The organism is Bacillus sp. FSL K6-3154, from assembly GCF_040869395.1.
GTDB lineage: Bacteria > Bacillota > Bacilli > Bacillales > Bacillaceae > Bacillus > Bacillus safensis.
The window spans coordinates 3,185,548-3,208,839 of the sequence record NZ_CP152033.1; the positions used below are offsets into that span (position 1 = coordinate 3,185,548).

At 41.4% G+C, this 23,292-nt stretch carries 21 protein-coding genes; 18 read left to right on the forward strand and 3 right to left on the reverse strand.

Features of this window, described 5'->3' with window-relative positions:
- Window positions 1-4: 4 nt before the first annotated feature.
- Entirely contained in the window at window positions 5-1,213 is a 1,209-nt protein-coding gene (gene ylbJ / locus MHH61_RS16490) for a sporulation integral membrane protein YlbJ (protein ID WP_041108885.1), read from the reverse strand.
- A 156-nt stretch (window positions 1,214-1,369) separates the two neighbouring features.
- Here ylbJ and MHH61_RS16495 point away from each other — a divergent pair, with 156 nt between their 5' ends.
- Together MHH61_RS16495 and MHH61_RS16500 are read left to right on the forward strand one after the other, a co-directional pair.
- Complete coding sequence (locus tag MHH61_RS16495; protein ID WP_041117300.1) at window positions 1,370-2,149, forward strand: patatin-like phospholipase family protein; 780 nt, start codon at window positions 1,370-1,372, stop codon at window positions 2,147-2,149.
- Window positions 2,150-2,153: 4 nt separating this feature from the next.
- Complete coding sequence (locus MHH61_RS16500) at window positions 2,154-3,182, forward strand: SepM family pheromone-processing serine protease (protein WP_024426920.1); 1,029 nt, start codon at window positions 2,154-2,156, stop codon at window positions 3,180-3,182.
- 233 nt (window positions 3,183-3,415) lie between these two features.
- Here MHH61_RS16500 and MHH61_RS16505 read toward each other — a convergent pair whose 3' ends face one another.
- Window positions 3,416-4,663 carry a nucleotidyltransferase gene (locus tag MHH61_RS16505; protein ID WP_061109973.1) on the reverse strand — a complete coding sequence of 416 codons (1,248 nt, stop codon included), beginning with the start codon at window positions 4,661-4,663 and terminating at the stop codon, window positions 3,416-3,418.
- Window positions 4,664-4,869: 206 nt separating this feature from the next.
- Here MHH61_RS16505 and MHH61_RS16510 point away from each other — a divergent pair, with 206 nt between their 5' ends.
- From MHH61_RS16510 to gerR, 3 genes are all read left to right on the forward strand, one after another.
- Complete coding sequence (locus MHH61_RS16510) at window positions 4,870-5,388, forward strand: DUF177 domain-containing protein (protein ID WP_019743276.1); 519 nt, start codon at window positions 4,870-4,872, stop codon at window positions 5,386-5,388.
- 21 nt (window positions 5,389-5,409) lie between these two features.
- Window positions 5,410-5,583 (forward strand): 50S ribosomal protein L32, encoded by a 174-nt coding sequence (gene rpmF, locus MHH61_RS16515; RefSeq protein WP_008354700.1) that lies wholly within the window; start codon window positions 5,410-5,412, stop codon window positions 5,581-5,583.
- A 140-nt stretch (window positions 5,584-5,723) separates the two neighbouring features.
- The gene (gerR, locus tag MHH61_RS16520) at window positions 5,724-6,263 is read left to right on the forward strand and encodes a sporulation-specific transcriptional regulator GerR (RefSeq protein WP_061109804.1); all 540 of its coding nucleotides are present in this window, start codon (window positions 5,724-5,726) and stop codon (window positions 6,261-6,263) included.
- Between the two features lie 46 nt (window positions 6,264-6,309).
- Here gerR and MHH61_RS16525 read toward each other — a convergent pair whose 3' ends face one another.
- Window positions 6,310-6,789 carry an N-acetyltransferase gene (locus tag MHH61_RS16525; RefSeq protein WP_007499784.1) on the reverse strand — a complete coding sequence of 160 codons (480 nt, stop codon included), beginning with the start codon at window positions 6,787-6,789 and terminating at the stop codon, window positions 6,310-6,312.
- A gap of 210 nt (window positions 6,790-6,999) precedes the next feature.
- Here MHH61_RS16525 and MHH61_RS16530 point away from each other — a divergent pair, with 210 nt between their 5' ends.
- The 13 genes from MHH61_RS16530 (at window position 7,000) to murB (ending at window position 23,281) form a co-directional block, all read left to right on the forward strand.
- The gene (locus MHH61_RS16530) at window positions 7,000-7,899 is read left to right on the forward strand and encodes a 2-dehydropantoate 2-reductase (RefSeq protein ID WP_034281680.1); all 900 of its coding nucleotides are present in this window, start codon (window positions 7,000-7,002) and stop codon (window positions 7,897-7,899) included.
- 65 nt (window positions 7,900-7,964) lie between these two features.
- Window positions 7,965-9,584 (forward strand): bacillithiol biosynthesis cysteine-adding enzyme BshC, encoded by a 1,620-nt coding sequence (bshC, locus tag MHH61_RS16535; RefSeq protein WP_034281681.1) that lies wholly within the window; start codon window positions 7,965-7,967, stop codon window positions 9,582-9,584.
- Window positions 9,585-9,712: 128 nt separating this feature from the next.
- On the forward strand, window positions 9,713-10,144 hold the full coding sequence (gene mraZ / locus MHH61_RS16540; protein WP_003211163.1) for a division/cell wall cluster transcriptional repressor MraZ: 432 nt from the start codon (window positions 9,713-9,715) through the stop codon (window positions 10,142-10,144).
- Window positions 10,145-10,210: 66 nt separating this feature from the next.
- Window positions 10,211-11,143 carry a 16S rRNA (cytosine(1402)-N(4))-methyltransferase RsmH gene (gene rsmH / locus MHH61_RS16545; RefSeq protein WP_024426925.1) on the forward strand — a complete coding sequence of 311 codons (933 nt, stop codon included), beginning with the start codon at window positions 10,211-10,213 and terminating at the stop codon, window positions 11,141-11,143.
- Between the two features lie 37 nt (window positions 11,144-11,180).
- Complete coding sequence (gene ftsL, locus MHH61_RS16550; protein ID WP_125586849.1) at window positions 11,181-11,528, forward strand: cell division protein FtsL; 348 nt, start codon at window positions 11,181-11,183, stop codon at window positions 11,526-11,528.
- Window positions 11,529-11,535: 7 nt separating this feature from the next.
- Window positions 11,536-13,686 carry a penicillin-binding protein gene (locus tag MHH61_RS16555; RefSeq protein ID WP_034623711.1) on the forward strand — a complete coding sequence of 717 codons (2,151 nt, stop codon included), beginning with the start codon at window positions 11,536-11,538 and terminating at the stop codon, window positions 13,684-13,686.
- Window positions 13,687-13,814: 128 nt separating this feature from the next.
- Window positions 13,815-15,734: a stage V sporulation protein D gene (locus tag MHH61_RS16560; protein ID WP_024424263.1), complete on the forward strand. Its 1,920-nt coding sequence runs from the start codon at window positions 13,815-13,817 to the stop codon at window positions 15,732-15,734.
- A 211-nt stretch (window positions 15,735-15,945) separates the two neighbouring features.
- Window positions 15,946-17,421, forward strand: a complete 1,476-nt coding sequence (locus MHH61_RS16565; RefSeq protein ID WP_024424262.1) for a UDP-N-acetylmuramoyl-L-alanyl-D-glutamate--2,6-diaminopimelate ligase — start codon at window positions 15,946-15,948, stop codon at window positions 17,419-17,421.
- 135 nt (window positions 17,422-17,556) lie between these two features.
- Window positions 17,557-18,531 carry a phospho-N-acetylmuramoyl-pentapeptide-transferase gene (mraY, locus tag MHH61_RS16570; protein WP_003211854.1) on the forward strand — a complete coding sequence of 325 codons (975 nt, stop codon included), beginning with the start codon at window positions 17,557-17,559 and terminating at the stop codon, window positions 18,529-18,531.
- On the forward strand, window positions 18,532-19,887 hold the full coding sequence (gene murD, locus MHH61_RS16575; RefSeq protein WP_024426928.1) for a UDP-N-acetylmuramoyl-L-alanine--D-glutamate ligase: 1,356 nt from the start codon (window positions 18,532-18,534) through the stop codon (window positions 19,885-19,887).
- Between the two features lie 59 nt (window positions 19,888-19,946).
- Window positions 19,947-21,047, forward strand: a complete 1,101-nt coding sequence (spoVE, locus tag MHH61_RS16580) for a stage V sporulation protein E (RefSeq protein ID WP_024424259.1) — start codon at window positions 19,947-19,949, stop codon at window positions 21,045-21,047.
- Between the two features lie 196 nt (window positions 21,048-21,243).
- Window positions 21,244-22,338: an undecaprenyldiphospho-muramoylpentapeptide beta-N-acetylglucosaminyltransferase gene (gene murG / locus MHH61_RS16585; RefSeq protein ID WP_034623688.1), complete on the forward strand. Its 1,095-nt coding sequence runs from the start codon at window positions 21,244-21,246 to the stop codon at window positions 22,336-22,338.
- A 31-nt stretch (window positions 22,339-22,369) separates the two neighbouring features.
- Entirely contained in the window at window positions 22,370-23,281 is a 912-nt protein-coding gene (gene murB, locus MHH61_RS16590) for a UDP-N-acetylmuramate dehydrogenase (protein ID WP_125586847.1), read from the forward strand.
- Window positions 23,282-23,292: the final 11 nt, after the last annotated feature.

The following is a 23,292-nucleotide window of genomic DNA, read 5'->3' on the forward strand; positions in this document are numbered from 1 at the left end:
GCACTCATCCATTTTTTAATTTCCGATAGTATAGCGCGATATACACAATCAAGCTGCAAAGTGTGATCAAAGGACCAGCTGTCACAAGCTGATTCCAAAGCACGCTGCTGAACATGACGACCTGCTGGCCTGCATCAAAGGCACCCGCTGGGAGAGCCATGTCTGATCGAGAGACATAAAGAGGCTTGAATAATAAAAAGGCAAAAACAGCTGCATAAATCCCGTGAAGCAAGCGGGCAAAGAAAAACGGTTTAAAGCGGATATCGGTTGCCGCTAAAATGCCGGCGACTTGGGCTTGAACAGAGAACCCGCTGAATCCTAAAATAAAGCTGACGACAATGGTTTTAGCGAGAAGGGTGACTTCCTGTGACCCCGTCATCTGGCTTCCTAATGTGATTTCAAATAAACCGGCAATCATGGCAAGGTCTAATTCTGGCGGAAGATGCAGCGTTTGCAGCATATATCCGAGCCCTATAGATAAAAGGTCTGTCACATGGACAACTGACAGCATTTTGCTAAACACAGAAAATAAGATGATAAAGCCGCCAATCATAAAGAGTGTTTGGACTGATGACATGACTGCATCACTTAACATTTGGCCGAGCGGTCTTTTCTCTGCGAGTCTTGCTGTATGAAGAGCATTGAATGCCTCTTTAAACGGGGGGAATAAAAATTTCTTACGGCTTCTTAGGTGTGCATCATGGCGCGCTTTATATCCCCGCATCGTCACACCAACAGCGAGATTCCCTAAATAATGAGCGCTGGCCAATACAATGCCTAAAGCTGGATGATGAAAAAAACCAACAGCCACCGCACCGAAAATAAACAATGGATTCGATGAATTTGTAAAGGAAACGAGACGCTCTGCTTCGATCCGCGTCAGCTGCCTTTCCTGCCTCAGTCTTGTCGTTAATTTCGCACCAGAAGGAAACCCTGAAGCCATTCCCATAGCCAGTACAAATCCGCCTACACCCGGCACCCGAAAGATGGGGCGCATAAATGGCTCTAATAATACCCCGACAAATCTGACAATCCCGAAACTAATTAATAGCTCGGACAAAATAAAAAAAGGAAGCAATGATGGAAATACAACCTCCCACCACATTGCAAGTCCATTTTTCGATGCTTGCAAAGAGGCTTGTGGGTGTGTAATCACAGTGGCTGTTAAAAAAATAAAAAAAGCAGCGATGAACAGAGTGTTCCATTTTTTCATGGAGATTTCGCCCCTTGCCGTTATGATCTATTGGCGAGCTCGTGATATTAGAAAAAGAAACTAGCCGAGCCTGTCTTCTATTACTATACGAGCAGTAGGGGCATGTTTAGACCTATAGATTCGTATATATGCATAGAAAGAGGAGGGTGGATTTTCATGAAGCGACCGATCATCGGGCTTGCACTAGGCTCCGGGGGTGCGAGGGGAATGGCGCATATCGGGGTATTGTCTAGTCTTGAGAAGCAAGGAATACAGGTAGATATGATTGCTGGAAGCAGTATTGGCGCACTTGTTGGGAGCTTTTATGCGGCAGGACAAGACGTAGAAAAAATGAAAAAACTTGCACTTGTCTTCAGAAGAAAGTATTATGCTGACTATACACTGCCAAAAATCGGTCTTTTAAAAGGAAATCGAATTTTGCAGCTGATTCACACGTTTACATATGGGAAAACATTCGAAGAATTAAGAATGCCCCTTGCGGTGGTTGCCTGTGACCTCGAAACAGGGGAGAAGGTTGTGTTTAAAGAAGGGTCTGTCTCACAAGCAGTCAGAGCAAGCATCAGCATTCCAGGCGTGTTTGTTCCTCACGAAATGGGCGGCAGACAGCTAGTGGATGGAGCGGTTGTTGACCGCATTCCTGTGTCTGTTTTAAAAGAAATGGGCGCAGACCTTATTATCGCCTCTGATGTATCAAGGGTGAAAAAAACAGAAAAGGCGACGAGATTATCGGATGTGATTATGCAAAGTTTGGACATCCTTCAAAATGAATTGGTCCGTCATCAAACCATTCATGCAGATCTCATGATCCGGCCGAGGCTTGAAACATTTAGCTCTAGTTCGTTCACCCAGGTTCAGGAGATGATTGAAGCTGGTGAGCTCGCCGCAGATCAATTAGCAGGTAAACTGAAAGATGTCATTGATAAATGGGAGTGTTAATCGAATGAAAAAATTGAATATTCGCTGGCTCAGCTTTTTTGTCGTTGTTCTTGTCTTATTTGGCTTAACTTTTGTTAAACTGCCGTATTACGTGACAAAGCCGGGTGATGCAACAGAGATTGCCCCTCACATTCAAGTGGACGGTGGATACGGCGAGAAGGGCAGCTTCTCTCTTATGACGATAAAAGTAGGTCCAGCCAATCCGTATACGTATTTACTTGCGAAAATGAATAAATATGACGAGATCGTCCCAGAAGAAAATATTAAAGCGGACGGAGAGTCGGATGAAGATTATATGAAAAGACAGCTTCAGCTGATGAAAAGCTCTCAAGAAAATGCCATGATTGCAGCGTATACAAAAGCAGGCAAAAAAGTAGATTATACGTTTAATGGGGTATATGCGAGCTACGTCATGAAAGGCATGCCTGCTTATGGCAAAATTGAAGTGGGCGACCGGATTAAAAGCGTTGATGGCAAGACGTATGATTCTGCTGATAAAATGGTGTCGTATATCAGCCGTCAAAAAGCTGGTACATCTGTCCGTTTTGTCCTTGAACGAAACGGCAAGGATATTACGCAGAAAGTGAAGTTAAAGCCTTTTAAAGAAGAGCCGAACCGAGTCGGAATTGGCGTATCATTATTTACAGACCGAAATGTGAAAGTATCGCCTTCCATTAAGGTCGATATTGAAAATATCGGCGGCCCGTCGGCAGGTTTAATGATGTCACTTGAAATTTATAACCAGCTGACAAAAGAAGACGAAACACATGGCTATGCGATTGCAGGGACTGGAACGATTGACGCTGATGGTACGGTCGGGCCAATTGGCGGAATAGATCAAAAGGTTGTTGCAGCAGATAAAGCAGGAAAAGATATCTTCTTTGCACCAAACGATAAAGGTGATCCAAATTCAGACTACAAAAATGCAGTGAAAACAGCAAAAGATATTAAAAGTAATATGAAAATCGTTCCTGTGGACACAATGCAGGACGCACTGAACTATTTAAACAAGTTAAAAGAGAAAGCATCTTAAGTGAAAAAAGAGCAGCCTTTATCACAGGCTGCTCTCAGCGTGTAGACAAACCCTCGCATTCGGTGTCAGGTCTCTGCGCCGGTACTCACGAATGTCAAATTCGCTCCGTTCCGGTGCTCGCCCTTCCTAGACTTCAAAGGTTTTCTATCACGCTGAAAAGAGGACAAAGGACTAAAATAAAGATCCTTTTAGCCCTTTGTCAACAATCAGAGAGCAGCCTTAGGCTGCTTTTTTTATCGAGATTGGAAGAGACCAGTCTCTTCATCATAGCGGATCGGTGAGGTTTTAAATTCTGCTTCTGTTAACTTTGTTTGCATTGGTTCGCTGATGGGAAGGCTGAAGACGCGGGAAGCGCGAATGTCAAGATCAAGGGCAGGATGTGAAAAGGAAGACAGCTTGCTGACAAGCGGTACGTCCAATTCCTTTTTTACAAGAGATAAGTATTGCTGGCCTTTCTTTGACATACCAAGTAAACGAATGTATGGTGCTTGTTTCTCCTTTAGCAGCTCATGCATGACCGTTTTCTTCACCCTCATTAAAAGGTGCGTATTCATCCGCTGCAGCCTTGTCCACGTATATCGTTTTGTTTTCACAAGTGATAGATATTCCTCGTAGGAGGACGCATGTGTGATCGCCTTTTGCATGCGGTGTTCGATGCCTTCTTCAATTTCATAGATGCCTTCTAGTTCAGCTGTATCCATTGTGTGAAACACATGTTTTAAGAAGCTGAAATAGTCTTCTTGCGTATGTAAAAGATCATAAGAAGAATAATAGTCATGTAATTGCTTAAGCGAGGCTTCCGGGAGATAAGAGGCGACAGTTTCAAATGACCCATTCTCTTTTATGGCTTTTCGGATGCTTGTAGCGCTTGCGATTTTCTGATGTTTAGGAAGCTCTTGATCATGATAACCGGATGCAATTCTTTGAGAGGTAAAGGGCTCTATGTGAGGAGATCTCTCTAAGATGGCTTTGACATAATGGAAGCCTAAAATGTTATTAGGCCTAGACAGATCCAGTAAGTGTTTCGGATCAATGACCTCTTGAAACGCAGCGGCAGCGGCAGCCGGATAACTAAGACCTTCTTTTACCTTTGCTTTTGTGAAAAGGTCGATTTCTTCTTTTTTCTCATGCCAAGCGTGAGCTGTTCGCTCAAATGCTTTGATGTTTCCGTCCTCACTTCCGAAAAAAAGGGAGCGGCATTTTAAAGCATCTAGAATAGACACGGCGCCGTTTGCGAAGGTTTCTGCCTTTTGCACTGCATATATGTATGGAAGCTCACACACGATGTCTACACCGTTTTGCAATGCCATTTTTGTTCGTGCCCATTTGGAGACGATAGCGGGCTCTCCGCGCTGGAGAAAGGATCCGCTCATGACGGCAATGGCTACATCTGAGGAGGTATGTGTTTTCGCCTGGCGAACATGATAGGCATGTCCATAATGAAATGGATTGTACTCGACAACAACTCCTGTTGCTTTCAATAGATGTTCCGCCTTTCTTGCTATGGTTAAATGGTCTATGCTACAGTAGCATAAGGGAAAAATGAAGCCCATTTTTTTCAGTGTAGGCATTCCGTGAACTGATGTCAAACAACGCTCTGACATCACAAAGGACTGTAAAGAAAAAATATTGACAAATAGCATGATGAAAGCTATAATCATGTTTGTTGCTCTTAGAGGTGATACAATTGAAATGGACAGTTTATCAGTTACATCAAAAAGCTAAAAACAGCTTCGATTTTCATGAGACGGTTGACTTAAATGAACTTACTAGCCTTCATTCAGATATACGTCGTATTTCACCGGTAGAGGTGAAAGGGACTGGAGTGATCGAATCAAAGCAAGTCGCATTTGATTTAACCATCACAGGTGAAATGACATTGCCTTGTTCAAGAACGCTTGTTGATGTAAATTATCCATTTGCGATTTCAACGAAAGAACTATTTGTACTTCATAAGACAGACGATATAGAAGATGAAGACGTATCTGTTGTAGAAGACGATATCATCGACTTAACGCCTATAGTCAAGGAAGAAATTCTTCTTGAAGTGCCGATGCAAATCTTTTGCGACCAAACAGACGTAAAAGGTGCTGCACCACAGGAAGGGAATGACTGGGCGGTCATTTCGGAAGATGCACATCAAAACCGAATTGATCCGCGTCTGGAAGGCTTGAAAAAGCTTTTAGAAGAAAATAATGAATCTTAACTCTTTAAGGAGGTGGGAATAATGGCTGTACCTTTTAGAAGAACTTCTAAAATGAAAAAAAGATTGCGTCGTACGCATTTCAAACTACAAGTACCTGGTATGGTAGCTTGCCCAGAATGCGGTGAAATGAAAATTTCTCATCGTGTCTGCAAATCTTGCGGAACATACAAAGGCAAAGACGTAAAAAGCAACTAATGCTTGATAAAAAAGCGTAAGGGAATCTTCCCTTGCGTTTTTTTATTTGTCTATTTTTTTAGGTTTCTCTCCTGCAAATAGTCTATCTACTCTAGTAAGCGCATATGATGTGGTATTCAGATTCAGGGGGGGATGATCAATTGACGATTACAAGGCAGGACGCATGGACACAAGATGAAGATTTACTTTTAGCAGAAGTCGTCTTAAGGCATATTCGAGATGGAGGAACGCAGCTTTCCGCATTTGAGGAAGTCGGGAAAGCATTGTCAAGAACAGCGGCAGCATGTGGATTCAGATGGAACTCATACGTCAGAAAACAATATCAGGCAGGCATTGAGCTGGCGAAAAAACAGCGGAAAGAACTGCGTAAAAAGATTGGAATTCATTCCTCGGGTTTACCACAGAATACGTTAACGATAGAAGAAAAGGCAACTTCAGATCAGGCTGAATTGACCTTGCGAGAAGTGATTCAGTTTTTAGAGAAGCTTGAAAAAGAACCGGCTGGCTCAGCTTATTTACGCGAAGAACTGGCGGACACGCAGCATCAACTGAAGTCGCTCACAGAAGAAAATGAACATTTGAAGCGGCAATTAAAAATGACAGAAGAAGACTACCGGGCACTTATTGGGATTGTTGAAAGAGTCAAACAGAATATCAACTTAAAAGAATATGCTAAATAAGAAAACGCCCCTCACAGAGAAAGGAGGGGCGTTTTGCCATCAGTGATTAAGCGGATTCACCTGTATTCTTTTGAATATGGGCAGGTTCCCAGATGAGTGGATTTTCACCTTTGTCGCGTTCCATATCATATTTTACCGCTTCAAAGCCCATTTTATCCCAAAAACCAGCAGATTTGACGCGTGGATTGGTCCGGATTGGCAGTCCGAAAGATTTGGCGAAATCAACAAGTGCCTCGCCGTACCCTTTACGCTGATACCCAGGAAGCACTTCCAGCTTCCACAGCTCTAAATAATCATGATTGTGGTCAAAATACGTTGTCGTCGAGCCGTCCACTTGATAAAGGCTCATACGTGCAACCAGCTTATCTCCAAAATAAATCCCGTAAAATGGAGAGTTGCTGTCATTTTCAATCATATTACTTTCAAGGTCTTCAAGCATGGATAGTTCTTGTATGCCATATTCCTTAAATTGTTTAAATTCCTCTAAAGTTTTGTAATTGATTAGAAGTCGTTTTACTTGTGTCATATGATCTTCCCCCTTACACACATAATGTTGACAGTGATGTCGTTGAAGGCGTTTTCATCCCATCCGCCTCAAAAAGTTTTTACACTTATTATTATAGTTTTTAAATTAAAAAAATTCAATCGCGGCGCGCCATCTGCTTTTTGCATCGCGGCTTGAAACTGTTAAAATGGTTGATATGATGAAGTAAACAGAAAAAGGGAAGTGCGGCAGTTGAACATTGGAATCATTGGCGGCGGTGCGATTGGTCTGCTTTGTGCCAGTTATTTATCACAGCATCATGACATCACTGTTTTGACAAGAAGAAAAGAACAAGCAGAGAAGATTCGAACATCAGGTATTAAGCGAACGGTAAAAGGAGACACATTCCTGGCGTCTGCGGAGGCAAGGGCAGGGATTACAGGAGTATTTGATCTGCTGATTGTGACGGTGAAATATCACCAGCTGCAAGAGGTGCTTGATGAACTATCCACATTACCTCGTCAACGAATCTTATTTTTACAAAATGGCATGGCCCACTTATTAGATTTAGAAAACTGGGACACGCCGCATTCGATATATATCGGTGTTGTAGAGCACGGGGCGATGAAGGTATCAGATCATGCAGTAAACCATACAGGGATTGGTGTCATCAAGTGGGGGGCTTTTCATCCTGAGGATGCAGCTGATGTGAGAAATGCTTTGAATGAAACGCCGGCCCAATTTCAGATGATTTATACGGATGAATGGAAAAAAGTGCTGGAGGAAAAACTGCTGGTCAATGTCTGTATTAACCCGCTCACGGCTTTATTGCATGTGAAAAATGGAGAATTGATCGCAACTCCTGCATATGAATACATGATGAAATGTGCATTTGAGGAAGCATTGTCCATTCTAGGTCTGGCTGAAAAAGAGCGGCTCTGGTCACACGTCGTTTCCATTTGTAAGAAAACGGCCGCCAATCAATCGTCAATGCTTCAAGATATCGTCAAAGGCCGTGAAACCGAAAGAAAAGCCATCGTTGGCTATCTTTTAAAAAAGGCTCAAGCTCAAGAAATTCTGGCGCCACATCTTACTTTCTTCAATCGAAGCTTGGAAGTATTGGAAAAAAAGCAAACAAAATCTTTTGAGTGAGCTCATTTACATGCTATACTTTTTTCGGGAAACTAACTATTTATTGAAGAAAGGAAGTTCTAAACATGCAATTGACTGAACTTTCCATCCGAAGTCAGAATTTATTCATACGTGATTATATAGAAGAAAAAAAAGAGATGACTGCTTTTTTTGATTATGATATACATTCTGAGCACACATGGAAAAAAAGATACGACGATCTCATGGAAATGAGCTTCCCGCGCGAGGCTTTAGCGGATTATATGAGCGCATACCACGCAAAGTTTGAATCGACAGCGATGCGTCAGAACATTGAAAAGATCCGTGATGAACGGAGTGTCATGGTGGTTGGAGGACAGCAGGCAGGCCTACTGACAGGACCGCTTTATACCATACATAAAATCATATCCATTATTCAGTTCGCAAAAGAAAAAGAATCAGTGCTTGGCGTTCCTGTGATTCCAGTCTTTTGGGTAGCAGGTGAGGATCATGACGTAGATGAAATTAATTTTGTCTACACATCTGGCGAAAAAGGTCCAGTCAAGCAAAAGCTGCCATTACATAACGTCAAAAAAACTGCTGCCAAAAGAACACCTCTGCATCAAGAAAAAACAGAGAAATGGCTCCGCGATGTGTTTTCAACATATGAAGAATCTGCGTATACAAATGACTTGCTTGATCAGCTTCTTCGATGTTTACGCAAATCACAAACATTTACGGATTTCTTTGAATGGATTGTATGCGACCTTTTTGAAGAAGATGGACTGCTTCTATTTAATTCAGGAGACTTAGGCGTCAAACCACTTGAGCGTACGTTATTCAAGCATATTGTTGAGACAAATGATGCGGTCACAGCTCGTTTGAATGAAACGCAGGCTGCCATGAAACGAGCGGGATATCAGCCTATCATAGAAGCTGGTGACAATCAGGCGAACCTGTTTTACGAATATGATGAAGAGCGTTTCCTTATTGAAAAAGAAAACGGCCAGTTTTCTATATCAGAAGTGGGGCTTACGTGGACAAAAGAAGAGCTTTTGCAGGAAATTGAGGAGCACCCAGAACGGTTCAGCAACAATGTGGTGACGCGTCCCTTAATGCAGGAAACCCTTCTCCCAACACTTGCTTTTATGGCAGGCCACGGTGAAGTCAACTATTGGGGAGAACTGAAAGGAATTTTTGAGCATTTTGAATTAAAGATGGCACCCGTTCTTCCAAGACTGCACGTGACCATTCTTGAAAGGCACATCGATAAGAAGCTGCCGGTCAGAGAACTTTCTCTTGAAGAAGTGCTCACAAACGGAGTAAAAGAAAAGAAAGAGGCTCACTTTGAGCAAAGCCTTCCAGACAGCTTTGTTCAAGCCGTTGATCAGGCGAAACGTGAATTAGCGAATGTTCATGGCGTACTGAGGCAAGAAGCACTGGAGGTTGAACCAAACTTCGAACAGCTGCTAGATAAAAATGCCAAATTTATCGAAGACCAGCTTCAATTTGTTTATCAAAAGGTGGCGCAGCGTGTGGAAGAGAAGGAAGGATATATCCTTCGAGATTTTGAACGGATTGAAAACAGCTTAAAACCATTAGATGCCCCGCAAGAAAGAATTTGGAATATCATGTACTTTTTAAACAAATATGGTCCAGAATTCTTCAAAACGTTCAAAAATCTGCCATTTTCATTTCAAAACAAGCAGCAAATTGTCAAACTTTGAAATAAAGTTTTAATGAACCCTGACTAGTTCAGGGTTTTTTTTTATGTAGAAACAGTGTAAAATAAGTTTTGTGGAGAGAAGTGGTGGATAGTGGAGAGTAAGGGTGAGAAAGTGGGGCTCTGATTATCATGTTCATGGGTGAATACCAACATACGATTGATACAAAAGGGCGCATGATCATCCCTGCTAAATTTAGAGACGGTCTCGGAGAACAGTTTGTGCTGACGAGAGGGCTTGATCAATGTTTATTTGGCTACCCTATGAGTGAGTGGAAACTAATTGAAGAGAAACTCAAAGCACTGCCGCTAACGAAAAAAGATGCACGTGCGTTTACCCGGTTCTTCTTCTCCGGCGCAGTTGAATGTGATCTGGACAAGCAGGGGCGCATTAACATCGCATCAAACCTACTCCAATATGCAAAACTCGAAAAAGAATGTGTGGTCATCGGCGTTTCAAATCGAATTGAGTTGTGGAGTAAGTCGATCTGGGAACAATATACAGAAGAGCAAGAAGATTCTTTTGCTGAAATTGCTGAAAACATGATTGGGTTTGATATATAATAATCCCTTGTGCAGCAAGCTTTCTACACATTCATTTCTATTTGAAAAAGGTGGGACCATAACATCATGTTTCAACATGAGACAGTATTATTAAAAGAAACAGTTGACGGTTTAAACGTCAAAGAAGACGGTACATATGTAGACTGCACGCTGGGCGGAGCAGGTCATAGCTCATATTTACTATCTCAACTATCAGAAAAAGGTACATTGATTGGATTTGACCAAGACGATGCTGCACTGGATCATGCACGAGAGAAGCTCGCAGATTCAAAAGCGAACATTCTTTTCATAAAGAGCAACTTCCGATATTTAAAAGAACGTCTGAATGAACAAGGCATTACAAGCGTAGACGGTGTGATTTTTGACCTTGGGGTTTCATCTCCTCAGCTCGACACACCAGAGAGAGGCTTTAGTTATCACCATGATGCACCTCTTGACATGCGAATGGATCAAACAGCCGCATTGTCGGCAAAACAAGTGGTGAATGAATGGCCATTTGAAGATCTAGTTCGGATTTTCTACAAATATGGGGAAGAAAAATTCAGCAAGCAAATCGCACGCAAAATTGAAGAAGCTAGAAAAAAAGCACCAATTGAAACAACAGGTGAGCTTGTCGACATTATCAAAGAAGGAATTCCCGCACCTGCAAGACGAACTGGCGGACATCCAGCAAAAAGAGTGTTTCAAGCGATCCGAATTGCCGTCAATGATGAATTGAAAGTTTTTGAAGAAGCACTAGAACAAGCAATAGAGTTACTCAATCCGAAGGGGAGAATTTCTGTCATTACATTCCATTCACTTGAAGACCGGATTTGTAAAAGTACATTTAAAGAAATGTCTTCTCTTCCAGAACTTCCGCACGGACTACCAGTGATTCCAGAAGGACTTGAACCAAAGCTGAAGCTGATCACGAGAAAACCAATCGTTGCATCAGAACAAGAGCTGGAACATAACAACCGTGCCCGTTCAGCGAAGCTCCGAATTGCAGAAAAAAAGTAAAACGACACCATAGATGATGATAAAAAGGAGGTTTCTTATGAGTAATTTGGCTTACAAAAGAGAAGTAAAACAATATCAAACAGAGCAGCAAGGCCAATCGGTTGTAATTAAAAGAAGAGGTTCAATCACACTTGGTGAAAAAATCTTACTTGTCATGTTTGTCATGGCTCTTATGTGCAGCTCCATTCTCATCATTTCTAAAGCCTTTGCTGTCTATCACGCCAATATCGAGGTGCAGAAATTAGAGCAGCAAGTATCTTTAGAATCGAAGAAGATCACTGAGCTTCAAAAGGAAAAAGACTTGCTGAGTGAACCAGAGAGAGTCATTGATACTGCGAAAAAAGCTGGCTTAAGCATTTCGAAAGATGTTAAGAAGGTCGATTAAGATGGCGATGCCTAAAAAGAATAAAATGATGAACAGAGGCGCGGCAATTGCGAGTATTTGCTTCGCCCTGTTTTTCTTTATCATCCTTGCACGTTTTATTTATATTCAGATTACAGGAACGGTCGATGGCCAAGTGTTAGCCGCAAAGGCAAATGAACAATATCAATCGAAGAAAACACTTGAAGCGAAAAGAGGGTCTATTTTAGACCGAAATGGGAATGTGATTGCCGAGGATACGTCTGTCTATAAGCTCATTGCGATCATGAGCAAGAAAATGACGGTCGATCCAAAGCACCCGATGCATGTCGTCGACAAAGAAAAGACAGCAAAAGAGCTGTCAAAAGTCATTGATATGAGCGAAAGCGAAATTTTAAAGCGTCTGAATACAAAAGATGCGTTCCAAGTTGAGTTTGGTAAAGCTGGGAAAGACATCAGTTTTTCAACAAAAGAAAAAATTGAAAAGCTAAAGCTTCCAGGGATCGCATTTGAAAAAGACACGAAGCGATATTATCCAAACGGCATGTTTGCGTCGAATCTGATCGGTTATGCAAGATTAGATGAGGCAACGAAGGACATGTCAGGCGCGATGGGACTTGAGAAGGCGCTGAACAAATTTTTAAAAGAAAAAGACGGCTATGTGACATATAACAGTGACAGAAGCGGATGGGCTCTTCCAAATAGTAAAGAAGACATTGTCGCTCCGAAGGATGGAAAAAATGTCACGCTGACCATCGATCAAAAAATCCAAGCGTTCCTTGAAGAAAGTATGACGCAGGTTGCCAAAAAATATAAACCGAAGAAAATCATTGCCACAGTCGTTGACCCAAAAACGGGAAAGGTGCTCGCGATGGGACAGCGGCCAAGCTTTAATTTAAATGAATTAGACATTACGAATTATAACAATGATGTCATTTCATATGCGTTTGAACCAGGTTCAACGATGAAAATCTTCACACTTGCTGCGGCAATCCAAGAAGGGGTCTACCAAGGCAATGATAAATATCAATCGGGTACTTATAAAGTAGGAGGCGGCCTTGTAAGAGACCACAACAATGGAAACGGCTGGGGAAAAATTGACTTTCATGAAGGGGTTCTCCGTTCGTCTAATGTAGCTTTTGCAAAGCTGGCAAAAGAAAAATTAGGCTTCACGCGCTACGAACAATATTTGCAGAAGTTCCATTTCTATGACAAAACAGGTATTGACTTACCGAACGAAGCGTCTAGTAAAATCAATTACAGATACGAATATGACAAAGCATCGACGGCTTACGGTCAAGCGTCTGCCATTACACCGATTCAACAAATCGAAGCAGCGACAGCAATAGCAAACGGCGGAACGATGATGAAGCCATATGTCATTGATCATATTACAGACCCGAACACAAACAAAACGATTTTACAGCACGAACCAACAGTAGCTGGAAAACCAATTTCCTCTGATACAGCAAAGCAAGTCCGTGACATTTTAGGTGAGGTGGTTTCCTCGAAGATTGGAACAGGCCAGCCTTACCAAATCAAAGGATTTGACGTTGCTGGAAAAACAGGAACAGGACAAATTGGCGGTGCCGGCGGTTATCTCAAAGGAAGAAACGATTACGTCTTTTCATTTATGGGAATGGCGCCAAAAGATGATCCGAAGCTGCTCGTTTATGTCGCTGTACAGCAGCCGCAGCTGTCTGATACAGAAACTGGCTCTGCCCCAGTTGCACAAATCTTTAACCCAGTCATGAAAAATAGTCTGCTATATTTAAATATTGCACCAACAAAAACAGACGATAAAAAATCAGGCGAACAAAAAGTGAAACAAGAAACAATGCCTTCATTCTTAGATTTAGAAGTGAAGCAGGCGGAAACAGAAGCCAAAAACAAAAACTTAACGCCTGTTGTCATCGGCGACGGCCTCTCCATTAAACGACAGTGGCCAAGTGCAGGCTCTGAATTCTCTGAAAGCCAGAAAGTTTTCTTGAAAACAGCAGGAAAAACGATAAAAATGCCTGATATGACAGGCTGGTCGAGACGGGAAGTCCTTCAATATGCATCCATTTCCGGTGTGCATATCGAAACAAAAGGACAAGGATATGCTGTCAAACAAAGTGTGAAAAATGGAGCGGAGATTTCAGATAAAGTCGTCACTGTGACATTTAAAAGCCCGAATTAACTGCAAAACCTAGCAAACCACTTGCTAGGTTTTTTCTTTTGCCGAGCGGGATAGACGAGACGTTCTACATAAGGACGGGCCTGCATATGATGGAAACAAGCCATATGTATGTAAGGAGTGAACCGGGCGTGCGAGTATCAAGTGTAACAGTGAGAAAACGATTGCTTTTCGTGCTGCTGTTTGGGGTGATCATTTTTTTCATCATAGATACTAGATTAGGATATGTACAGTTTATTATGGGCGAGAAGCTGACAAGCTTAGCAAAAGATTCATGGAGCCGGAATCTCCCGTTCGAACCAGAAAGGGGAGATATTTTGGACCGAAATGGGGTAGAGCTTGCGACGAACAAAAGTGCCCCATCTATATTGGTCGTCCCGCGGCAAATTAAAGATCCGGCAGAAACAAGCAAGAAACTGGCGGCAGTACTGAATATGTCTGAAGAGAAAGCGTACAAGCACGTCACAAAGAAAACATCCATCGAACGAATTTCTCCAGAAGGCAGAAAAGTATCTCATGAAAAAGCAAAAGAAGTCAGAGAGCTTGATTTAGATGGCGTTTATGTTGCGGAAGACAGCATCAGACACTATCCGTTTGGCAGTTTTCTTTCTCATGTGCTGGGCTTCGCCGGAATTGATAATCAAGGGTTACTTGGACTGGAAGCCTATTATGATGATGACCTAAAAGGTGAAAAAGGCTCTGTCAAGTTCTATTCCGATGCAAAAGGGCAGAAAATGCCAGATGAAGCAGATGATTATACACCACCTAAAGATGGTCTTGATATGAAGTTAACTGTCGATGCGAAGGTGCAAACCATTATAGAACGGGAATTAGACAATGCGCAGGCAAAATATAACCCAGATGGGATGATTGCAATTGCGATGAACCCGAAGAACGGTGAAGTGCTTGGGATGTCGAGCAGACCGGATTTTGATCCAGCGGACTATCAATCAGTTGACTCGAAAGTGTTTAACCGAAATCTACCGGTGTGGAGCACATATGAGCCAGGGTCGACATTTAAAATTATTACACTTGCAGCAGCACTAGAAGAGAAAAAAGTCAATTTAAAACGCGATCATTTCTTTGACAGCGGATCTGTGACAGTTGATGGTGCAAGACTGAGGTGCTGGAAAAAAGGCGGACACGGATCACAGTCATTTTTAGAAGTGGTTCAAAACTCCTGTAACCCTGGCTTTGTTGAGCTAGGCGACCGTCTTGGAAAGGATAAATTATTTTCCTATATTAAAAATTTCGGGTTTGGCCAAAAAACAGGAATCGATCTTCAAGGGGAAGGGCGAGGCATTTTGTTCCCGCTGGACCGGGTTGGTCCTGTAGAGCAGGCAACAACTGCCTTTGGTCAAGGTGTATCTGTTACGCCGATACAGCAAGTAGCTGCCGTAGCAGCTGCGGTAAATGGCGGAACACTTTACACGCCGTACATTGCAAAAGAATGGATAGATCCAATCACAAAAGAGGTAGTGAAAAAGCAATCACCGATTGCCAAAAAGAAAGTGATTTCAGCAGAAACATCCAAAGAAATCAGATATGCGCTTGAAAGTGTAGTCGCTCAAGGAACTGGCCGAAATGCATTTGTTGAAGGATATCGAGTTGGCGGAAAAACAGGGACAGCACAGAAGGTAAAAGACGGCAAGTACATGGAAAATAACCACATTGTGTCATTTATCGGGTTTGCGCCTGCTGATGATCCGAGTATCGTTGTATATGTGGCTGTAGATAACCCGAAAGGCACTATTCAATTTGGCGGGACAGTTGCTGCACCAATTGTGGGTCATATTATGCGGGACAGCCTGCCTGAGATGGGTGTGAAAAAAAGAAAAGGACAAATTGAAAAGAAGTACCAGTGGCTGGACACAAAAACCATTGAAGTACCGAATCTTGTAGGGGGATCTGTTTCAGACCTTGAATCCTTACTGATTAACCTGAAGATCGATGCTTCTGGAACTGGCAGTAAAGTGGTGAAGCAATCGCCTGCTGCCGGGACAAAAGTCAAAGAAGGCTCCACCATCAGATTATACTTAAACGATGAATAATAAAGAATGAACAGAGGGTAGCCGCACTCATTCGGCTGCCTCTTTTTGTTGAAAGAGAAGGTCTGTTGGAAAAAAAGAGCCTAAAGTGTGTTTTTTCCAAGAGAAACTTAAGGAATACGCTGGATGTATCCCTTTTTTTACGATAAAATATAGACTGTGTGTTTTTTTCACAAGACATGCACGTGAACGAATTTGAGAGGTTTGATATGAAATGAAATTACAAGAACTCCTTACATATTTTAAAAGTGAAAACAACGAACTAATAAACGAAAATCCTGATATCACTTCCATTGAAATGGATTCAAGAGAGGTGAAAAAAGGAAGCCTTTTTGTCTGTATAAAAGGCTATACAGTAGATGGACACGATTATGCTGAAAAAGCGGTGAAAAGCGGGGCTGCAGCGATTGTAGCAGAACACCCTCTTAACATATCAGATGTACCAGTCATTATTGTAAAACACTCTCAAAGAGCTCTTGCAAGAATAGCTGATGCGTTTTACGAGCAGCCAACTCATAAGCTGAATCTCATCGGGATCACAGGAACAAACGGAAAAACTTCCACAACACACATGATTGAACAAATGATGAGAAAAGCCGAAAAGAAAACTGGCTTAATCGGTACGATGTATATGAAGGTGAATGATGACATTCTCGATGTGAAAAACACCACACCTGAAAGTGTCACACTTCAGAAAACTTTTAAACAGATGCTTGACCAAGATGTAGACACAGCCATTATGGAAGTATCATCACATGCACTGCATCTTGGCAGGGTACATGGATGTGATTATGATATTGCTGTTTTCACAAACCTTTCTCAGGACCATCTTGATTACCACAACACAATGGAAGAATATAAACATGCGAAAAGCTTGCTATTCTCACAGCTTGGCAGTGCCTTTCATCACGACAAGCCGAAGCATGCGATTTTAAATGCAGATGATGACGCTTCGAGTTATTATGAAAAAGTGACAGCTGCTGAAGTCATGACATATGGCTTAGAGCAAAAAGCAGATGTAATGGCAAAGAATATTCAAATCAAACCGAAGGGGACTCAATTTGATTTGATCACTCCAATTGGCACAAAAAATGTGACAGTTGCCCTCATCGGTAAGTTTAATGTGTACAACATTCTAGCAGCTGTATCAGTAGGGATCGTATCTGGCTTAACATTTGAAACGATTGTAAGTGCTATTGAAGAGCTGGAGGGAGTCAAAGGCCGATTTGAACTTGTGAACTGTGATCAAGATTTCCCTGTTATCGTCGATTACGCCCATACACCTGACAGCTTAGAAAATGTCCTGACAACGTGTAGAGAATTAACAGAGGGCAAAATTTTCTGTGTGATAGGCTGCGGCGGCGACCGTGATAAAACAAAGCGTCCTCAAATGGCCCAAATCGCTGTGAAGTATGCAGATGAACCTGTATTTACATCAGACAACCCAAGAAGCGAAGATCCTTCAGCTATTTTAAAGGATATGGAAAATGGGGTGCCAGACGCATATTATCATAGTTTTGTGAATCGCAAACAAGCCATCTTTTTTGCAATTGCCAATGCGAAAAAAGGCGATACAGTCTTAATAGCGGGTAAAGGTCATGAGACATATCAAATCGTCGGCGATCAAGTTTACGATTTTGATGATGCAAAGGTTGCTATGGACGCTATTTTAGATCTAAACAAATCTTAAAATGATGAAAAGAGTGTAATGAAATGAAGCATTTTGTACAAAAACAACATACGAAGAACGCGAATGAATACCTTAATAATGAATGTGATTTTCTGATGGAAAACGGCTTTGGAAATTCGGAAGGAGTAAAGAACGATGCTTGAACAGGTGATATTGTTTACAATCATAATGGGATTTTTAATCAGTGTTCTTTTATCCCCGATTTTTATTCCGTTTTTAAGAAGGCTTAAATTTGGTCAAAGTATTAGAGAAGAAGGACCACAGTCTCACCAAAAGAAATCAGGTACTCCGACAATGGGCGGAATTATGATTATCTTTTCTATTACCATTACAACGATTGTGATGATCAACAAATTTTCTGAGATTAGTCCAGAAATGTTTTTATTGTTATTTGTCACGCTTGGCTACGGTCTATTAGGATTTTTAGATGATTATATTAAAGTAGCGATGAAACGAAACCTAGGTTTAACATCGAAACAGAAATTAATTGGTCAAATTGTGATCGCAGTGATTTTTTATGCAGTCTTCCATTATTATCAGTTTGCAACGACGATTCGCATTCCAGGAACAGATGTGAGCTTCGATTTAGGATGGGCTTACTTTATCCTTGTCGTTTTCATGCTTGTCGGAGGTTCTAATGCCGTGAACTTAACGGATGGACTGGATGGTCTATTATCTGGAACCGCGGCTATTGCCTTTGGAGCCTTTGCTATATTGGCTTGGAATCAATCACAGTACGATGTAGCGATCTTTTCAGTAGCTGTTGCTGGAGCCGTTCTTGGGTTTCTTGTGTTTAACGCGCATCCTGCAAAAGTATTTATGGGTGACACAGGATCGCTTGCTTTAGGCGGAGCGATTGTAGCAATTGCGATTTTAACAAAGCTTGAAATTTTACTTGTCATTATTGGAGGAGTATTTGTTGTCGAAACGTTATCCGTTATTCTTCAAGTGATCTCCTTTAAAACAACTGGAAAAAGAATCTTTAAGATGAGTCCGCTTCACCACCACTATGAGTTAGTTGGCTGGTCTGAGTGGAGAGTAGTTGTCACCTTCTGGACAGCTGGTTTATTACTTGCTGTTTTAGGAATTTACATCGAGGTGTGGTTATAATTGAATAAGATGCAAATGTTAAAAAACGAACATGTACTAGTATTAGGTCTTGCAAAAAGCGGATATGCGGCAGCTTCAATTCTTCATGAGCATGGAGTAAATGTCATAGTAAATGACCAAAAGCCGTTTGAAGAAAATGAACCTGCTCAGCTTCTTTCTGAAAAGGGGATTGATGTCGTTTGCGGCAGCCATCCTCTTCGTATGTTCGATGATAAAGAAATTACGATTTTAATTAAAAATCCAGGAATTCCATATGAAAATGTGATGGTTCAAGAAGCGCTTCGCCGACGAATTCCAGTTTGGACGGAAATAGAATTAGCTTATCATTTAACCTCAGCTCCTTTTATTGGGATCACTGGATCAAATGGAAAAACCACTACCACGACTTTGATTTATGAAATGTTGAAACAAGACAGTCAAAAAACTTTAGTGGCAGGTAATATTGGCACGGTTGCCAGCGAAGTCGCTGCAAAAGCAGCTGGCGATGAGTGGATCGTAACTGAACTCTCTTCTTTTCAGTTAATGGGAACAGTTGATTTCAGACCTAAAATCAGCTTAATATTAAATATTTTTGATGCACATTTAGACTATCACCACACTCGTGATGAATATGAAAAAGCAAAGCAGAAAGTATACGCACATCAACTTGAAGATGACATAGCTGTTATTAACCTCGATGATCCATCAGTCGTAAAACTGGCTGAAGCTTCAAAAGCAAAAAAAGTGTTTTTCTCAGTGAAAGAGCAAGTAGAACATGGTGCGTATATTAAAAATGGTGCGATCTACTACATGAATGAACATATCATCGATTTAAAGGATGTTGTTCTTCCTGGTGAGCATAACCAAGAAAATATTTTGGCAGCTATTTGTGTCGTGAAAAATGCAGGCTGTTCAAATGAAGCAATCGCACACGTTCTCACGACATTTAGTGGAGTGAAGCATCGTCTGCAGTTTGTAGATACAATTCAAAGCAGAAAATTCTATAACGATAGTAAAGCCACCAATATACTGGCAACAAGTAAAGCATTGTCAGCTTTTAATCAGCCGACCATTTTACTAGCTGGCGGGCTTGATCGCGGCAATGAATTTGATGAATTGAAACCTTTTATGAAAAATGTAAAAGGAATTATCACATTTGGTGAGACGGCACCTAAGTTTGTGAAGCTTGGTGAAGAACTGGGAATACATCACGTAAAACATGTCGATAATGTTGAACAAGCAGTACCTGCGGCGTTTAACATTTCTGAAGAAGAAGACGTGATTTTATTATCCCCGGCTTGTGCAAGCTGGGATCAACATAAAACATTTGAAGAACGTGGAGACATGTTTGTAAACGCCGTGCATATGCTTAAATAAGGGCTTGTCTCTCGTATGACTGACAGCCCAAATGAAATTATGCTTGGGGTGTCGGTCTCTTGACGAATAAGAAAACTTCTCCGGACTTTTTGCTTGTTGTCATTACGTTACTTTTATTGACGATTGGTTTAATTATGGTGTACAGCGCTAGTGCTGTGTGGGCATCGTATAAATTTGATGATTCGTTTTATTTTGCAAAAAGACAGCTTTTGTTTGCCGGAATCGGAGTTATCGCGATGTTTTTCATTATGCGAGTCGATTATTGGACGTGGCGGACTTGGTCAAAGATATTGATTGCTGTTTGTTTTCTCCTTTTGCTGCTTGTACTTATTCCTGGTATCGGTATGGAGAGAAATGGATCAAGAAGCTGGATCGGTGTCGGTGCGTTTAGTATTCAGCCCTCTGAATTTATGAAGCTTGCGATGATTGCGTTTCTTGCAAAATTCTTATCTGAAAAACAAAAAAATATCACATCCTTTCGTAAAGGTTTCGCACCAGCATTAGGCATTGTGTTTTCTGCATTTGCCATCATCATGCTGCAGCCAGATTTGGGAACAGGGACGGTAATGGTTGGAACCTGTATTATTATGATATTTGTTTCAGGTGCGAGAATTGCTCACTTTATATTTCTCGGTCTTTTAGGGCTCAGCGGATTTGCTGCACTAGTCTTATCAGCGCCCTACCGCATAAAACGAATTACATCGTACTTAAATCCTTGGGAAGATCCACTAGGCAGTGGGTTTCAAATTATTCAATCCTTATACGCTGTTGGTCCAGGCGGTCTGTTCGGAATGGGTCTCGGTCAAAGTAGACAAAAATTCTTTTATTTACCTGAGCCTCAAACAGACTTCATCTTTGCAATATTGTCTGAAGAGCTTGGCTTTATAGGAGGATCACTCATTTTGCTGCTCTTTAGTGTTCTATTATGGAGAGGCATACGAATAGCACTTGGAGCCCCAGACTTATATGGAAGTTTCCTAGCAGTTGGTATTATTTCAATGGTTGCCATTCAAGTGATGATTAATATCGCAGTTGTTACTGGACTTATCCCTGTGACAGGTATCACGCTCCCATTCCTAAGTTATGGCGGCTCATCACTGACATTAATGCTGATGGCAATTGGCGTACTCTTAAATGTAAGCAGGTACGCTAGATATTAGTGCTGCTAGTTCATGAAACCATGATGACATTTATTTTGCAAAAGTACAAAAAAATGATTTGAAGAGTAGAAATGACAGATTTTGTATTGGAAACATGTTTTTTGACTCTTCTTTACAGGTTTTAACGGAGCCCTGTTGTTTAAAACAGGGTTTATACTTTGTTCAGAGCAGAAAAAAATTGAGGGGAAATGGTATAATGCGTATAGTAATCAGTGGAGGCGGAACAGGCGGACATATTTATCCAGCCTTAGCTTTTATTAAAGAAGTGAAAAGACTGCATCCTGATGTAGAATTTTTATATATTGGTACTGAAAATGGACTTGAAAAGAAAATTGTAGAAAGAGAAAATATCCCTTTCAAATCCATAGAAATTTCAGGTTTTAAAAGAAAGCTTTCCTTTGATAACGTAAAAACGGTGATGAGATTTCTAAAAGGCGTTCAAAAAAGCAAATCTTACTTAAAGGAATTTAAGCCAGATGCGGTCATTGGAACAGGTGGTTATGTGTGCGGGCCTGTCGTTTATGCAGCTTCTAAGCTGAAAATCCCGACCATTATTCACGAACAGAACAGTCTGCCTGGTATCACGAATAAGTTTCTAGCAAGATATGTTGATAAGGTAGCCATCTGCTTTGAAGAAGCAAAGGCACATTTTCCTTCTGAAAAGGTTGTATTTACGGGAAACCCTAGAGCCTCTGAAGTCGTCTCTATAAAAGAGGGGAAATCTCTGAAGGAGTTTGGACTGGATGAAACGAAAAAAACGGTTCTTATTTTTGGCGGGAGCCGGGGGGCTGCGCCAATTAATAGAGCAGTTATTGACATGCAAGATGGATTAAAGGCTAAGAACTATCAGCTTTTATATATCACGGGTGAGGTTCATTATGAAAAAGTGCTGAACGAACTAAAGGAAAAAGGTGCAGCACCTAATATGATCACAAAGCCTTTCTTGCATCAAATGCCGGAGTACTTGAAATCGATTGATGTGATTGTTGCAAGAGCCGGTGCCACAACGATTGCTGAAGTAACAGCCCTTGGAATTCCAACTATTTTTATTCCAAGCCCATACGTGACGGCAAATCACCAGGAAATCAATGCAAGATCACTAGAAAAGCATGACGCTGCAATCGTTTTAAGAGAATCAGAGCTTTCTGGAGAAAGCCTCCTTCATGCCATTGATGAAATTGCTGGTAATGAAGAAAAATTAAACGAAATGAGCCGTTTAACAAAAGAACTTGGAGTACCAGATGCGGCTGGACGTTTATATAATGTATTAAAAGAAATTACGACTACATGATGGAATGATATTAGGTAAGGCGGAGGGTAATATGGAGAACTTGAAGAATGAATTATTAGAAGCGCAAGTCGGTAAAGTGCTTGAAAATGAGCCGCTTGCAAATCATACGACAATGAAAATAGGCGGGCCGGCAGATCTATTGATCGTTCCTAAAGATATCGATTCAGTTAAAACGATCATGGATCAGATAAAAAAACACCACGCGGACTGGACGGTTATTGGAAGAGGGTCAAATTTACTCGTACTTGATAAAGGAATACGTGGCGTCGTCCTGAAGTTAGGCGCTGGACTTGATCACTTAACTGTAAATGGTGAAGAAATTATAGTTGGCGGCGGCTATTCTGTTGTAAGGCTTGCAACGTCTCTTAGTAAGCAGGGTCTTTCAGGGCTGGAATTTGCAGCTGGTATTCCAGGGTCTATTGGAGGCGCTGTTTATATGAACGCAGGTGCGCACGGATCTGATATCAGTAAGATTCTTGTGAAAGCGAGAATCTTATTTGAAGATGGAAGCATCGAGTGGCTAACAAATGAGCAGATGAACTTTAGCTATAGAACGTCTGTCCTTCAAAAGGAACGACCAGGCATTGTTCTCGAGGCCGTGTTTAAGCTCAAACAGGATGATCGCGAGAAAATCACAAAGAAAATGCAGCAAAATAAAGACTATCGCAAGGAAACACAGCCTTATAATCGACCATGTGCCGGAAGTATTTTTCGAAATCCACTGCCTGAATATGCAGGACAGCTTGTAGAAAAAGCGAATTTAAAAGGGTACCAAATTGGCGGAGCAAGAATCTCTGATATGCATGGCAACTTTATTGTGAACGCTGGCGGGGCTACTGCTCAAGACGTGCTGGACTTAATCCAGTACATCCAAAAGAAAATTAAAGATGACTACAATGTAGATATGCATACAGAAGTAGAAATTATCGGTGAAGCAAATTAAAAGCAAGTTTT